At 54.9% G+C, this 13,383-nt stretch carries 13 protein-coding genes; 10 read left to right on the top strand and 3 right to left on the bottom strand.

Translation table 11 applies throughout. From position 1 onward, the window contains the following. The first annotated feature begins 87 nt into the window (after window positions 1–87). Window positions 88–1,722, top strand: a complete 1,635-nt coding sequence (locus GJ631_RS01805) for a class I adenylate-forming enzyme family protein (protein WP_156707513.1) — start codon at window positions 88–90, stop codon at window positions 1,720–1,722. A gap of 84 nt (window positions 1,723–1,806) precedes the next feature. On the opposite strand, the gene GJ631_RS01810 is transcribed toward GJ631_RS01805, so the two are convergent. From GJ631_RS01810 to GJ631_RS01820, 3 genes are all read right to left on the bottom strand, one after another. Further along, window positions 1,807–2,946 carry an acyl-CoA dehydrogenase family protein gene (locus tag GJ631_RS01810; protein WP_156707514.1) on the bottom strand — a complete coding sequence of 380 codons (1,140 nt, stop codon included), beginning with the start codon at window positions 2,944–2,946 and terminating at the stop codon, window positions 1,807–1,809. Between the two features lie 71 nt (window positions 2,947–3,017). After that, on the bottom strand, window positions 3,018–3,608 hold the full coding sequence (locus GJ631_RS01815; protein ID WP_156707515.1) for a flavin reductase family protein: 591 nt from the start codon (window positions 3,606–3,608) through the stop codon (window positions 3,018–3,020). Between the two features lie 42 nt (window positions 3,609–3,650). After that, window positions 3,651–5,276: a class I adenylate-forming enzyme family protein gene (locus GJ631_RS01820; RefSeq protein WP_156707516.1), complete on the bottom strand. Its 1,626-nt coding sequence runs from the start codon at window positions 5,274–5,276 to the stop codon at window positions 3,651–3,653. Between the two features lie 214 nt (window positions 5,277–5,490). On the opposite strand from GJ631_RS01820, the gene GJ631_RS01825 reads away from it, so the two are divergent. The 9 genes from GJ631_RS01825 to GJ631_RS01865 all read left to right on the top strand — a co-directional run bounded on the left by GJ631_RS01825 (window position 5,491) and on the right by GJ631_RS01865 (window position 13,064). Continuing rightward, entirely contained in the window at window positions 5,491–6,249 is a 759-nt protein-coding gene (locus GJ631_RS01825) for a citryl-CoA lyase (protein ID WP_156707517.1), read from the top strand. Window positions 6,250–6,411: 162 nt separating this feature from the next. Next, on the top strand, window positions 6,412–7,659 hold the full coding sequence (locus tag GJ631_RS01830) for an ABC transporter substrate-binding protein (protein ID WP_156707518.1): 1,248 nt from the start codon (window positions 6,412–6,414) through the stop codon (window positions 7,657–7,659). Between the two features lie 7 nt (window positions 7,660–7,666). Then, window positions 7,667–8,599, top strand: coding sequence for a branched-chain amino acid ABC transporter permease (locus tag GJ631_RS01835; protein WP_156707519.1), 933 nt, complete (start codon window positions 7,667–7,669; stop codon window positions 8,597–8,599). Next, on the top strand, window positions 8,596–9,633 hold the full coding sequence (locus GJ631_RS01840) for a branched-chain amino acid ABC transporter permease (protein WP_156707520.1): 1,038 nt from the start codon (window positions 8,596–8,598) through the stop codon (window positions 9,631–9,633). Before GJ631_RS01835 ends, GJ631_RS01840 begins: the two co-directional genes overlap by 4 nt. Beyond that, the gene (locus GJ631_RS01845) at window positions 9,615–10,298 is read left to right on the top strand and encodes an ABC transporter ATP-binding protein (RefSeq protein WP_156707521.1); all 684 of its coding nucleotides are present in this window, start codon (window positions 9,615–9,617) and stop codon (window positions 10,296–10,298) included. The genes GJ631_RS01840 and GJ631_RS01845 overlap by 19 nt, the downstream gene beginning before the upstream one ends. Next, the gene (locus GJ631_RS01850; RefSeq protein WP_156707522.1) at window positions 10,295–11,005 is read left to right on the top strand and encodes an ABC transporter ATP-binding protein; all 711 of its coding nucleotides are present in this window, start codon (window positions 10,295–10,297) and stop codon (window positions 11,003–11,005) included. The genes GJ631_RS01845 and GJ631_RS01850 overlap by 4 nt, the downstream gene beginning before the upstream one ends. 40 nt (window positions 11,006–11,045) lie before the next feature. Then, complete coding sequence (locus GJ631_RS01855; RefSeq protein ID WP_156707523.1) at window positions 11,046–11,822, top strand: enoyl-CoA hydratase/isomerase family protein; 777 nt, start codon at window positions 11,046–11,048, stop codon at window positions 11,820–11,822. A gap of 64 nt (window positions 11,823–11,886) precedes the next feature. Beyond that, on the top strand, window positions 11,887–12,279 hold the full coding sequence (locus GJ631_RS01860) for a hypothetical protein (RefSeq protein WP_156707524.1): 393 nt from the start codon (window positions 11,887–11,889) through the stop codon (window positions 12,277–12,279). Then, window positions 12,276–13,064, top strand: coding sequence for an alpha/beta fold hydrolase (locus tag GJ631_RS01865; protein ID WP_156707525.1), 789 nt, complete (start codon window positions 12,276–12,278; stop codon window positions 13,062–13,064). Before GJ631_RS01860 ends, GJ631_RS01865 begins: the two co-directional genes overlap by 4 nt. Window positions 13,065–13,383: the final 319 nt, after the last annotated feature.

Genomic DNA, 13,383 nt, shown 5'->3' on the forward strand with positions numbered 1-13,383 from the left:
GTCCCAGTTCTTTGCCTCACTGGGGCGGTATCTAGGGGTGGACCGAACCCGAGTTTTTTTGCTGTCCCGTGGTATTCACCCAATCGTATGCTCAACTGGCCTGATGCTACCATCTATCAAGGAATCGCTGACGTCGCAGCCGACAACCAAGAGACGACCGCGATGTGGTTCGAGGGGGAGACAACGACGTACGAAGACCTAATCGTCGAGAGCAAGGCGCTCGCACACGGCTTCGCTGACCTAGGCATTGGGCCGGAGGACACCATTGCCGTGTGGCTGAGCAACCGTCCCGAATGGATCAAAGCTCAACTCGCTGCATCCTACCTCGGTGCGACGATAGTCGCGGTAAATACGCGTTACCGGACGCACGAACTGGAGTACATGATGTCAGATTCGTCGTGTTCGGTCCTGCTCACCGAAGAGGCCTTCCTCGGAAACCAGTACCTCGAGATGGTAGCCGATGTCGTCCCCGAAATCGAGACCGCAACCCCCGAAGAGTTCGCGCCGGACTCAGTTCCATCGCTTGAGCACGTCATTGCTCTTGATTCCCACGACGACTTTCCGGCTGTGAGGCCGTATGAGGACGTCGAGAAGACCGGTCGAGGGCGGGACGATGTCTCGCCCGCTACAGATGCCGAGACCCCTGCCTGCGTCTTCTATACGAGTGGCACGACCAGCGACCCGAAAGGCGTCCTTCAGTCCAATCGCTCACTGCTCAATCATTCTCATCAAGTCGGTACCCATCTTGACCTCGGTACAGATGACGTCGGCCTCGGCATCCTCCCGTTTTGTGGCATCTGGGGCTACAATATGTTCATGAGCGTTCTCACACACGGCATCCCACAAATCGTGCAAACGCACTTCGACGCCGAGCGAACCATCGAAAACGTCGAGAACCATGGCGTCACCTACATGTCTGGACTCGCCACAATGTATCAGCGGCTTATCGAAGACGACGCGTTTGCGGAAGACCGCGTCGCCTCGCTCTCGAAGGGCATTATCGGATTCATCAGCATGGGCTACGATGAAGCCGTCTTTGAAGCCATCGAGAATCGCACTGGTGTCCCCGTCTGCCAGCCATACGGGCTTTCGGAAGGGAACAGCCAGATATTCATGGGTGACCCGAGCGACCCCCAGGAACTTCGCAAGCGAGTCGGCGGGCCGATGGTTTTCCCGGACGAGGAGGAGGTGCGTATCGTCGACCCCGAATCCGGGAAGCCACTTCCAGCAGGTGAAGCAGGCGAGATTTGTTTGAAGGGATTCAACGTGATGAACGAGTATCTCGGAAAGCCCGATAAGACGAACGAGGCCATCGACGACGACGGGTGGTTCCACACCGGAGACCTCGGAGTTCGTGACGCCGAGAACGACTATCTCTATTATCAATCCCGAATGGACGACGCACTCCGAATCCGAGGGTTCCTCGTCGCACCACGCGACATCGAGACCGTAATCGATGAACACGAAGGTGTCTCGCTTTCCCAAGTCGTTGGTGCGCCACATCCCAAACACGGTCAGGTCGCTGTTGCCTTCATTCAGCGCGCCGACGAGACGCTCACCGCAGAAGAGATTTATGCGTTTCTCGATGACCGCGTCGCAGACTACAAAGAACCAGAAGCCATCGAGTTCGTTGACGAATTTCCGCGGTCTGCTGGCCCGCACGGAGAGAAGATACAAAAAACCGAACTTCGCGATCGGGTGGCAGATCGATACACCGAATAGTATCCGCCGTCGCCCTCGATTTTCGAAAGGCAGTCGTTCAATGCGAAGAGCAGGGGTCGGCTCTCCGATTACGACGGACAGCCGTCACACAACGTGATCGAGGCCGTTCTCTTTTATTGTATCTGCAATCTGATTTTTTTGGATTTCGTCAGTCCCCGCACCAATACGCCATCCCCGAACATCCCGATAGAGGAACTCTAGTGGATGGCCCTTCTGGTAAGCATTCGCGCCGTGAATCTGAAGGCACTCGCTTACGACGTGTTCCGCGATTTCTGAGGCATAGAGGGTCGCAACCGAAGCATCAAGCCGACTTGGGGTTCGGTCGGCCGCAACGGCATTGCGAGCTGCTTGATGAGTCAGACCTTGTGCGGCTTTGTACTGTTTCACGAGGTCAGCCAGTTTCCATTCGATTCCCTGAAAATCACCGATGGGTTGGCCGAACTGCTCTCGCTCCGTCGCATAGTCGATAGCCATGTCGAGAGCAAACGCCATTCGCCCAGTTATCATCGCTGCGTTCCCGAGTCGCTCCCAATTTAGCGAGACGAGCTGCTCTTTGAATGCGGACCGCCCGTGTGTGAGGACATTTTCTTCGGGGACATAGACGTCCTCCATGTAGAACTGCGTCTGTTTGTGACCAGCCATGTTCGTGAAGTGGTTAGCGATTTCAACGCCGTCGGCGTCGAAATCCACGATAAGGGACCCGAGTCCCTCGTCTGGGTATCGAACCCAAACGACGGCCGAACTGGAATATGGCACATCGCTCACCCACGTCTTTTCGCCGGTTACGCGAAAGCCGTCACCGTCCTCCTCGGCAATCGTGTTCATCGCGCCAACGTCGGACCCGGCATCGGGTTCGGAGATGGCCAGCGCCATTGCATCTTCCCCGTTCATAATCGGCGGGAGGTAGCTCTCTTTTGCGGCTTCCGTCCCGAATTCAGCGACGGCACGCGGAGCGAGCATTTGTTGAGTGTTTAGGAACAGCCCCGTATCAGGACAGACTCGAGAGACTATCTCTATCATCAACATGGCCTCGACCTCGGTCATCCCACCACCGCCGTACTTCTCCTCGAAATTTATGCCGAGAAAGCCGTGCTCTGCGAGGAGTTCGATGTTTTCCCACGGCGCTTTGTCATCCCATGTACACGCCTTCTCAGCGAAATTCTGCTCGGCGAGGTCCCGCACGGTCTCAAGAACCATCCGCTGTTCGTCGGAGAGAGAGTCCATACCGAGAACGTCCGTGGGAGTATCTGATAAATGTGATGGTGACACACAGCACGAACAGAGGATTCCGTCCGTCAGTAATCGGTTTCCCGAGTAAGCGAGAGTCGACTGATGCCCGTAAAATACGGCCCACCGAGACGGCCGACCGCATCGATTTTCCTCGCGTCAACTGCCCCCTCGGTCAGCAGTTCCTCGTCGGCGTGAACGTGTCTGACGTCCCCGAAAACGAGCGTGCTTCCGTGGATTCTCTTCGTATCCCGCAGTTCGCATTCGAGATGCGCCGCGGACGCAGCAACCCGTGGTGCATCGACCGTGACTGCCGGTGCTTTCTCGAGGTCTGCGGACTCGAACTCGCTTTCGGAAGCTGGAGCCGCCCGCGCTGTGTAATCCATGGCACCTGCCACTGCCTCCGTAACGAGGTTTATGACGAACTCCCCTGTTTCAATCACGTTTGACGGGGTGTGCTTCACACCGTCGTCAGCGTCTTCTGCCGCGAACATCACTACTGGTGGGTTGGTGTGGACGAGATTGAAATAGCTGTACGGCGCGAGGTTCGACACGCCGTCTGTGTCGACCGTACTTATCCACCCAATCGGACGTGGTGCTACAAGGCTCGTGAGCAACCGGTGAACACCGGAGACGTCTCCCGCCAAATCCAACTCCATACGTAGCGTGTGCGACCAAGTCACATATGAGCGTCGATGAGATTAGGTGTCGCGCTCCGCCTCCTCAACGAGCGATTCGCGAAGGCTGACCTTTCGAATCTTTCCGGTGTCCGTTCGCGGGAATTCACTCTGGCGGATAGCGACTTTGGCCGGAACCTTGTAGTCTGCCATCTGCTCTACGCAGAACGAGACGACCTCGTCTTCGGTGAGTGAGCGACCCGCCACCGGCTTCACCACGGCGCCAACAATCTCGTCTTTTTCATCATCCGGCAAGCCCACTACGGACACCTCATCCACATCTGGGTGCTGGCTGATGACGCGTTCGACCTCCTGTGGAGAGACGTTGATACCGCCGGTCTTAATCATGTCTTTGATGCGGCCCTCGAAAACCAGCCGCCCATCTGCATCCAACCATCCGATATCGCCGGTCTTGAGATACCCGTCATCATCGATGGCCTCTCGAGTTTTGTCGGGACGTTTCAGGTACTTCCGAAACATCGCTCGGCTCCGGATGCATATTTCACCCTCCTCTCCCGGAGCCACCTCAACGCCCGTCTCGGGGTCTTTAATTCGAATATCCACGTTCGCGAGTGGACGCCCGACGGTGTTTCGTCGTGGCGCTTTCGGGGAATTGTGATGCGTGATGGCGCAGATGGCAGAAACCTCAGTGAGACCATAACCGTGCAGTGCTCGCTCGACACCGTGTTCTTCTTCGAGGCGTCGACGCACGGGGCGTGGCCCGACTACTAGGCCGACCCGTACCGAATCAAGCGCCTGTTGGAGATTGACATCCAAATTTTCCATCTGCTTGAACATATTCCCCATACCGTACAGGACACTACAGGCTTCTTCTTGGATGAGCTCGACCGCCTCGCGTGCATCGAACTGCTCCTGAACGACGAGAGTCGCACCATGTGAAAAGGCAGTTATCGACTCGTTGCAAGCCGCGAAACTGAAGAACAGAGGGAGTCCGAGCCAAAATCGGTCGCCGTCTTCGATACCGATCCGTGAGCCGATGCTTCTCGGGTTCGTCACTAGTCCATCGTGTTCGAGAACGATGGGCTTCGGTCGACCCGTTGTTCCGGAAGAGAACAGGATGTACGCCTCATCGGTTGGCGAAACGGATTCGGTGATTGCGTCGAGTCGTTCCAACGACACCTCCTCAGCCTTCGTGACGACATCCGTCCACCCATGTGCCCAAGCGGGGGCCTCTCCAACCACGACGAGGTTCTGTAGGACGGGCAGCTCGGTAGAGTTTATGTTGTGAATCTCACCGGACGCGATTGCAGGGTCGATATCGGTAAGCATCTCCACAAAGTCGTTCCCCAGGAAGCTATCAAGAGTGATAAGCGTCGAAACATCCGCCTGACGGAGCGCATACCGGAGTTCATCAGTCTTATACCACGTATTCAGACCAACCATAGTCGCACCCACGTGTTCGGCAGCGTAAGTGGCAATAAACCACTCGACACGGTTACTGATGAGTACGCCGACACGGTCGCCCGGACGGACTCCAAGTGCGAGAAGTCCGCGTGCAAATTCCCGGACGCGTTCGTGTAGTTCGGCATAAGTCAGACGTTCGCGCGATGTGACTAATGCCTCTGTCTCTCCGTAGTCACGCTTTGCAGCATCTAACATCTCATTGAGAGTGTCGCCACGCCAGGTCATATTCCCGATATCATAGCGACCAGAGCAAATAGCTTGTCATTCACAGACATGGTCTGGTTTGGAGGTTACGAGTAGAGCTATTCGAAATTTCACGTCTTAATATGCTTCTGCACCCAAATTAGTGGATGTCCTTCAGTTTCAACGGGAGAGTTCGATTTCGCCTGAACCTATTTGAGCGCTAGATTTATTGCCCAGTCCAAGACAGTCCAAATGGATGAACGGTAACTACGAAACCCAACTTTCGACACACGACGAGGAATCAGTGACCATCCGGGGGAAAGACCTAACCTCAGAGATAATGGGTGAGTTAGACTTCGGGAGTGCATTCATTCACCTGCTCATTGGAGAGTCGTTGACGGCGAAAGAAGAGCGGCTTGTGAATGCAATGCTTTCCTCGCTGATGGTCCACGGAACAACCCCCCACGCGATTGCAACCCGTTTGACGCTCCTTTCAGAACCTAATTCGACCCAAGGAGCCGTAGCGAGCGGTCTGCTTGGTGTCGGTTCTCGGTTCGCAGGCGCGATGGAACAATGTGCTACGGACCTGCAATCGATTAATTCTGCCGATGACCGCGAGGCGTCGGTTGCAGAACTGGCAGCAGCCTACCGAGAGAGTGGAAATCGATTTTCGGGAATCGGCCATCCCGAATTTGACCCGATTGACCCCCGTGCTCAGAGACTCTTTGAACTCGCCGAAGAAGCCGATGTCGCCGGCGAGCACGTGGCCATCCTCAAAGACTTACAAAGCGAATTTGAAGAGACCACGGGACGAGACCTCCCGATCAACGTTACTGGGGCCATCGGCGCTCTGTCGTCCGATCTCGGTTTAGAACCCGAAGCAGCTCGCGGATTCGCCATCGTCAGTCGTGCTGCTGGACTCATTGCAGAAATCATTGAGGAGAAAGAGTCCCCTATCGCTATGGATGTTTGGCAGTCGGTTGACGATGAAATGACGTACGTCGAAGACCAGTAATAGCCAGTCGGAAAGACTAGTTCTTCGATCAACTATCGGTTCAATATTCTACCCGTCATCTAATCCTAGCTTTGCCGACATAAAATGATTATTATTTGCCATTTCCATCATTCTTCTCCAAAGATTTAAACACCACCGGGGTAATGTGAGAGTTGGACTCACATGCCAGAGTACAAGAGACGGTCGTTTCTAGCCAAGAGTTGTGCGGCAACAGGAATTGCGGTCGGTTTAGCGGGCTGTATGGGAGATAGCGGTGGGAGCCAGGTTCAGTTGGGAGCCATCAATCCATTGTCGGGGTCGGCAGCTTTCTTCGGCGAATTAGCGACAGAGGCGCAGAGTGCTTGGGTCGAGAATGTTAACGGCAACGGTGGTCTTGAAATCGGCGGTGAGACCCGAGAGATCAATATCGTCGAGTACGACGACGAATCTTCGAATGACCAAGCACGGTCGGCAGCACAGCGCCTCACCACATCGGATAATGTTTCGATGATTCTCTCGTCGTGGCGTTCCAACGGTGCGATAGCCATTAACGAGATTATCAATAATAACCAGATTCCAACGTTCACACACGGCTTTACCCCGCAGGTAAACACCGATGGAACGTACATGATGCGGCTGACGGTTTCGACCGTGATGGACGCCTATCCCGCACTCCAATTCGTCAGTGACAGCGACGACATCGAAAAAATCGGTGTCATCGCCGAGGAGGGTGACTGGGGAGATGACACATTGGACCTGATGGAGTGGTGGTTCAACGAAGCCGACAATGCTGGCGACTACGAGAACCTCGGTCGGTTCTCGTTCAGCCAACAGGACTTCTCGTCGTACATCACCAAGGCTCGCAACTCCGATATCGATGCACTGTATGTCCAGACATGGGCATCCGCGATGCAGCGATTCATAGAGCAGCAGGATAGTGCCGGCCTCAATGACGATATGCCGATTCTGACCGGCCTCGGTGGTGCAGACTACAACTCACTGGGCGAAGTCGGCGGTTCAATGTCCAACGTTTATGCCCTCGGCGTATACACACGACTCTCTTACGCCGACGACGATCAGATTGCAGAAACAATCAGCGATGAGGCGCTTTCACAATTCGAGGACTACCAATCGATAGAAAACGCGCCTGACCACCCGACGGCTTACAACGTTTACGCCGACGCACAAGCCGCCGAATACGCACTCACGGAGGCCGGCTCCACGAACGGAGAAGACCTACGCGAAGCTTTGGTCGGAAACGAGATTACGACCATCCTCGGCAACGCGACCATCAACGACCGTGGCCAGCCGTCTATCCCCGGTGCGCTCATCAAGTTCGACGGCTCGAGCGGCGACGCGGAAATCGATACCGTTGCATGGGACGGCCAGCTCCCACCGATTACGAGTATCCCGCCGGAAACAGATCTCTGAAACGCAGATGGTCCTACTAGAATCACTTATCAATGGCCTCATTCAGGGGAGTATCTTCGCCGTATTCGCGGCAAGCTTCACCATCATATTTGGGGTGATGGATATCCCAAATATGGGCCATGCGGCCCTGTTTGCAGGTGGAGCGTACGTCTTCTACCAGTTAGTAAACCTAACTGGGCTCCCATGGATTGTCGGCTTAATCGGGGCTGTCCTCGCAATCGCCGTCCTCGGAGCTGTGGTTGAAAAGACCTTGCTGTCCCGACTCTATGGCCGAAAAGAGTCGGAGTACGTCTTCGGCGTCATTCTCGTGACTATCGGCTTGGCTCGGATTCTCGAACGAGGGTATGCCCAGATTTGGGGTCACGCACCCAAATACATCGAATTAGGTAATCTCCAAGAGAACAGTGTTCAAGTCTCCGGCACGTCTGTTTCCCATCTTGAGTTAGTTGTAATCGCGTTTGCCGTCGCGAACTTTGCGTTCCTATATTGGCTTATCAATTACACAGATACCGGCCTCAGTCTTCAGGCAATCGTCCAGAATCGAGAGCTCGCAATTATGCGTGGTATCAACGTTGACCGAGTGTTCCTCATCGCGTTCACATTGGGTGCAGCGATGATAGCCGCAGCAGGTGTCCTCAACGCGGCGATGTTCACGCTCGAACCAACACTCGGCTTCTCGCTTCTCATTAAGGCCTTCATCATCGTGATTCTCGGTGGCATCGGCCGTGTCATGGGAGCGATGGTCGCCGGTTACGCACTCGGTTTGTACGAAGCCTTCGCAGTGTTGTACCTGTCGTCGTACTACATTTACGCCTCCGAATTTGCCGTGCTGATTGCCTTCTTCCTGTTGAAGGCGATCGTTCTGAGCGAAGGCGAAGACTCTCTGATTGCAGGATTGAAAGAACGGGCCACGTCTCTTCGACAGGGGGTGGCCGAATGAGCAGTTCCGAAGCGACGGCGACGCACGAAGAAGAACTGGACGTCGACCTGCGTAATCTCGAGTGGACCGAACCGATTCGCGCCGCCGCGTTTGTCCTCGTCGGCGGGCTCGTCGTGGTTCCATTCGTCATCTCGTCAAACTACGTTGGCTATGTTGCGCTCTTGGTTCTCATGTTCGGCATCATGGCGTCAGGATACAACATTATGCTCGGGTGGCCGAACCTGCTCGTTTTTTGCCCGGCAGCGTTAGCCGTCATCGGCGGCGTTGTCTCGTCGTTACTGGCGATTCAGATGGGCCTGCCATTCGCGGTGACGCTACTAATCGGTGGTCTCACAGCCGCTATCGTCGGTAGTGCTGTCGCGGCATCGGCAATCATTATTGGCTCGACCTTCGAAATCGTGATCGCCACGCTGGCCTTCGAGCAAATCGTCTACTATGCCTTCACCAACTGGGACAGAGTAGGTCCGACCGGCATCTCAGGGATGCCGAATCCGTCGTTGGGCCCTCTCGTCTTCACCAGTCAGGTCGAACAGTACGTGTTCTTATTAGCGGTTCTGGTTCTTGTAACCTTCATCGTCACTGCGTTTGACCGTTCGCTGCTGGGTACGCTCGCTGTTGCAACCGGTGAAGACGAGGAGTTGCTTCGGTCCATCGGGTACAACCCGTCTCGATATAAACTGGTCTCGGTCGTATTGGGTGCCTTCGTACTGGGCATCGGCGGTGCACTCTACGCACACGTCAATGGTCTAGTCACGCCTGGTGCATTCACGCTCGACCAGACCGTGCTCCTGTTGGTCATCGCCGTCCTCGGGGGACTCAGGACTATCTACGGTCCAATCGTCGGAGCCGTGCTCATGATTGGCCTACCGGAAATTGTCCGATCGTTGGGCTTCGGCGATTATCAGCCGTACATAATCGGACTCACTCTGATCCTGGTAATACTGTTCCTCCCGAGTGGTATCGTCGGCGGGGTCAAAGACTACTTCGGCGACTTCGATAACGGAGGTGTTAGTGCATGGGCATTCTGGAAGTGACAGAGTTACGGCGCACCTTCGGTGGTATCATCGCTCTAGACAGCGTCTCGCTTTCCGTCACGGAGGGTGAAACAACAGTAATAATCGGCGCCAACGGCGCCGGCAAGACGACACTGTTCAACTGTATCACCGGCTATCATATGCCGGACGATGGGAATGTCGTTTTCGAGGGAACAGATATCTCTCAAACTCCAGACTACAAAGTCGCTCGCATGGGTATCCGTCGCACCTTCCAAGAGGTCGATGTTTTTGATGAGCTGACCGTCGCCGAGAACATCAGCCTCGGTGCGTTCCAGTCAAATCCTCGTGAGTTGATGGAACTCCTAGATCTGATGGAGATTCATGACAAACTCGGTGAGTCGCTAACACTGTTCGAGCGCAAACGAGTGGCTCTGGCACTGGCTGCCGACGGCCAACTACTCCTGCTTGATGAGGTGTTCTCGGGTCTTGACCCGGCCGAGAAGCCGGCGATGCTCGAGTACCTTGATGCGCTTGCGGAAGAAAAGACGCTCATGCTCATCGAACACGACATCGAGACCGCGTTCGACTTGGCCGATAACGTTGTCGTTCTCTCGCAGGGCCGAGTCCTCGGTCAAGGAACTCCCGAAGAAATCAAAGAGGATGAAGAGGTTCAAGAGAAGTATTTGGGTGAGATGGCACTATGAGCGATGAAATTCTGTCCGTTTCAGATTTGGAAGTGTCCTACGGCGACATGACCGTCCTTCGGAACGTCGACCTCTCGGTTCCGGAAGGTGGCGTCGTCTCCGTCGTCGGAGCGAACGGCGCCGGGAAAACGACGCTGATGAAAGCAATCTCAGGCGTGAAAGACCCCGATTCCGGAGAGATTACCTTCCGTGATGAAAACACGGTCGGACTCGATCCTCACGAACTCATCCAGCGCGGCCTTACGTACGTGCCGGAGCGCCACACAGTGTTTCCGGAAATGACAGTTCTCGAGAATCTTCGAACGGCGATGATCCCGGCCGAAGGTTCGAATTCGGACGTTCTCGAGCAGGTATTCGAGCTGTTCCCCATCCTCGACGAACGGCGCCAGCAGGATGCCGGCACGATGAGTGGCGGACAACAGCAAATGCTCGCCATCGCACAGGGATTGGTCGTTGAGCCAGACATCATCCTCCTTGACGAGCCAACGCTCGGACTTGCTCCGAAAATCGTCGAGGACGTTCGTGACACGATTCTGGAAATCAGCGACAACGGCGTCACCGTCCTCTTAGTCGACGAGAAAATCCAACTCTCGAAAGAGGTGGCCGAAGACCTGTATCTGATGCGGAAGAGCACGCTTCAGTACCTCGGTGAGCGGGGAGAGTTCGAGGCGGAGTACGAACGTATCCTTCAGGAAACTATCGAATAAAGCCCACAATCGATTTTAGGACCCCCCACAACTAGCGGGTATGGAAATACCTGCTACGGAGCATCTCGAAGTAACGACTCGTTCACTCGATTCGGCACCTGAAGAGACAATCCACGAGGTCAAACTGGCGCGGCCTGCGAAACGAAACGCGCTCCCGATGGAAACGGTTCGTGCGCTAGCAGACCTGTTCGAATCGATAGAGCAGAGCGACGGGAGCGCGATTGCGGTTTCGGCGTTCGGTGACGATTTTTCGTTGGGAGCTGATATTTCCGACCTTGACCCCGAAACGGTATCCGACCCTGCAAAGCTAGCTGAACAGGTCCAGGCGCTCGTCGCCTCGCTCCGGGACTGTCCGCTCCCTGTCGTTGCCGTCGTGCAGGGACGTGCCTATGGTGCAGGCTTCCTAATCTGTCTGGGAGCAGACTTGGTTGTCGCCAGCAACGACGCGACGTTTGCCATCCCCGAGGCAAATCTCGGTATCCCAGTGGCGGGGTACACGACCACGCTGTTACCCCGAATAATCGGTGAGCGACGGGCCCGAGCGTGGCTGTTCACCGGTGCAGATATCGAGGCCGAAACGGCGGCGGAAGCGGGCTTCGTCACGAAGACAGCACCACCGGACGCTCTTGAGGAAGGCCTGAACAATCTCCTCAGCGATGTCACTGAAAGCAGCGGCGCAGCACTCGCTGCACTCAAAACGCAACTGGCGAAACTCGATTCGCCAACGCGTGAACAGGCCCGGGCCGACGAGCAGGATGCGATGAGGTCGGCCTACGAGGAGGGTGATGCACCTGACCGGATTCGAAAGCTACTCTGATACGTGAACGCGGTAGCAGCGATTGGAGGTAGATTTAGGTGGCAGACGCCACCAGATACAGTCGATGTTTGGAAGCGAGACATGGCTAGCTGATACCGTCGCATCAGCTAACAGCGACGACGACTTCAGCAAGGCCGCCGAGCACTTTGATGGGTCGATAGCACTGGAAATTGGAGAGCAGACGGTGTGGCTGAAGATTTATCGTGGTGAGATTATCGATACGGAACCCTACGTCCCCCAGTTTGGGGCGACGTTCCGATTGACCGGGAATGAAGCAGCCTGGCAGCAACTTGCTGCTGGCGATATGTCGTTCTCACAAGCACTGTACGAGACCGCGATTCGGAGTAGCGGAAACAAACTCGAAGCCAACCGCTTGCGGGACGCAATCGAGTTGTTCGTACGCCATCTCCAAGAGAATACCACGGACAGTACGGCAGAGATGGAGGTGGCAGAATGACTCAACTCACCGGCACGTACGTAGATGTCGACGGTACGCGGACGTATTATGAAACCGTAGGTGATGCGGAAAATCAATCGATTGTACTGATTCATACGGCAGGTGCGGACGGACGTCAGTGGCGATACGTAGCTCCTGCACTCGCTGATTTGGGATATCATGTAATCGTTCCAGACCTTCCAGGACACGGTAAATCCTACCCGAACGAAGGAGGGCCAAATACGACAATCGAGCAGCATGCCGATGCAATATGGGGATTAGTCGACGCGCTCGGCATCACCCAGCCTGTCGTCGGAGGTTGCTCCGTCGGAGGCGATACCACACTCTCGTTGGCTATCGACCATGCAGACGACCTCGCCGGCGCTGTGGCAATGGAGGGAGCAGGGCGCACACGCGGTGCTCAACTGGGTCGACTCTCTCACCCGCACGCACTACCCAGCTGGCAGGATGTTCTCGAGTACTCCGTTACCGATGCTGTCGGTCCAACGTGCCCGGAAAATCGTCGACAAGAACTCGCATGGCAACACCGCAGCGCCCACGAAATCGCAACCAACGATTTGCAGGCGTGGGCAGACTTCGACCGTGCTGACGAACTTGCTAAAGCCGACTGCCCGGTCATGCTCGTCCGCGGGGTTGATGACTACTTTATCCAAGACGACGTTTTCGAGGAGACGATTGAGCGATTGCCGGATGTTGAACCAGTTGTTCTCTCCGATGTCGGTCATTATCCGATGATGGAGGCTCCCGACAAGGTGACTACCCTAATTGATGAATTCTTGCAATGAAATCGTTTCCTAATTGATGAATTCTTGCAATGAAATCGTTTCCCGGCTGCGACTGGACAGACGACGGCAATCTTGTCTCGTTATTGACGGTCGCTAATCCGGTTTTCAAAGTTATATACTAATCATATATGTCTTCTAATTTAACGGTATAAAAATAATAACGCCTGCTACAAAATGTTAAATATTTAACATTTTACTGTCATCTAATCAAAATGAATTATATATTATAAATTTGTCCATTTCACGTTGTAGAATTAGATGATATGGCATACAAAGCGCTTTAATAACTATTTGAGCCAGTCTAAATCCTTCTCAGATA

It is taken from the genome of Natronomonas sp. CBA1123, assembly GCF_009741925.1.
In the GTDB taxonomy this organism is placed as follows: Archaea; Halobacteriota; Halobacteria; order Halobacteriales; family Haloarculaceae; genus Natronomonas.

What these genes read in the sequence shown, in the direction of transcription:
- GJ631_RS01820 (WP_156707516.1), bottom strand. Translation starts at nt 5,276, where the DNA reads ATGACCTGGCGTGGCGACACTCTCAATGAGATGTTAGATGCTGCAAAG.
- GJ631_RS01830 (WP_156707518.1), top strand. Translation starts at nt 6,412, where the DNA reads ATGCCAGAGTACAAGAGACGGTCGTTTCTAGCCAAGAGTTGTGCGGCA.
- GJ631_RS01845 (WP_156707521.1), top strand. Translation starts at nt 9,615, where the DNA reads ATGGGCATTCTGGAAGTGACAGAGTTACGGCGCACCTTCGGTGGTATC.
- GJ631_RS01805 (WP_156707513.1), top strand. Translation starts at nt 88, where the DNA reads ATGCTCAACTGGCCTGATGCTACCATCTATCAAGGAATCGCTGACGTC.
- GJ631_RS01810 (WP_156707514.1), bottom strand. Translation starts at nt 2,946, where the DNA reads ATGGACTCTCTCTCCGACGAACAGCGGATGGTTCTTGAGACCGTGCGG.
- GJ631_RS01840 (WP_156707520.1), top strand. Translation starts at nt 8,596, where the DNA reads ATGAGCAGTTCCGAAGCGACGGCGACGCACGAAGAAGAACTGGACGTC.
- GJ631_RS01855 (WP_156707523.1), top strand. Translation starts at nt 11,046, where the DNA reads ATGGAAATACCTGCTACGGAGCATCTCGAAGTAACGACTCGTTCACTC.
- GJ631_RS01850 (WP_156707522.1), top strand. Translation starts at nt 10,295, where the DNA reads ATGAGCGATGAAATTCTGTCCGTTTCAGATTTGGAAGTGTCCTACGGC.
- GJ631_RS01815 (WP_156707515.1), bottom strand. Translation starts at nt 3,608, where the DNA reads ATGGAGTTGGATTTGGCGGGAGACGTCTCCGGTGTTCACCGGTTGCTC.
- GJ631_RS01860 (WP_156707524.1), top strand. Translation starts at nt 11,887, where the DNA reads ATGTTTGGAAGCGAGACATGGCTAGCTGATACCGTCGCATCAGCTAAC.
- GJ631_RS01835 (WP_156707519.1), top strand. Translation starts at nt 7,667, where the DNA reads ATGGTCCTACTAGAATCACTTATCAATGGCCTCATTCAGGGGAGTATC.
- GJ631_RS01825 (WP_156707517.1), top strand. Translation starts at nt 5,491, where the DNA reads ATGAACGGTAACTACGAAACCCAACTTTCGACACACGACGAGGAATCA.
- GJ631_RS01865 (WP_156707525.1), top strand. Translation starts at nt 12,276, where the DNA reads ATGACTCAACTCACCGGCACGTACGTAGATGTCGACGGTACGCGGACG.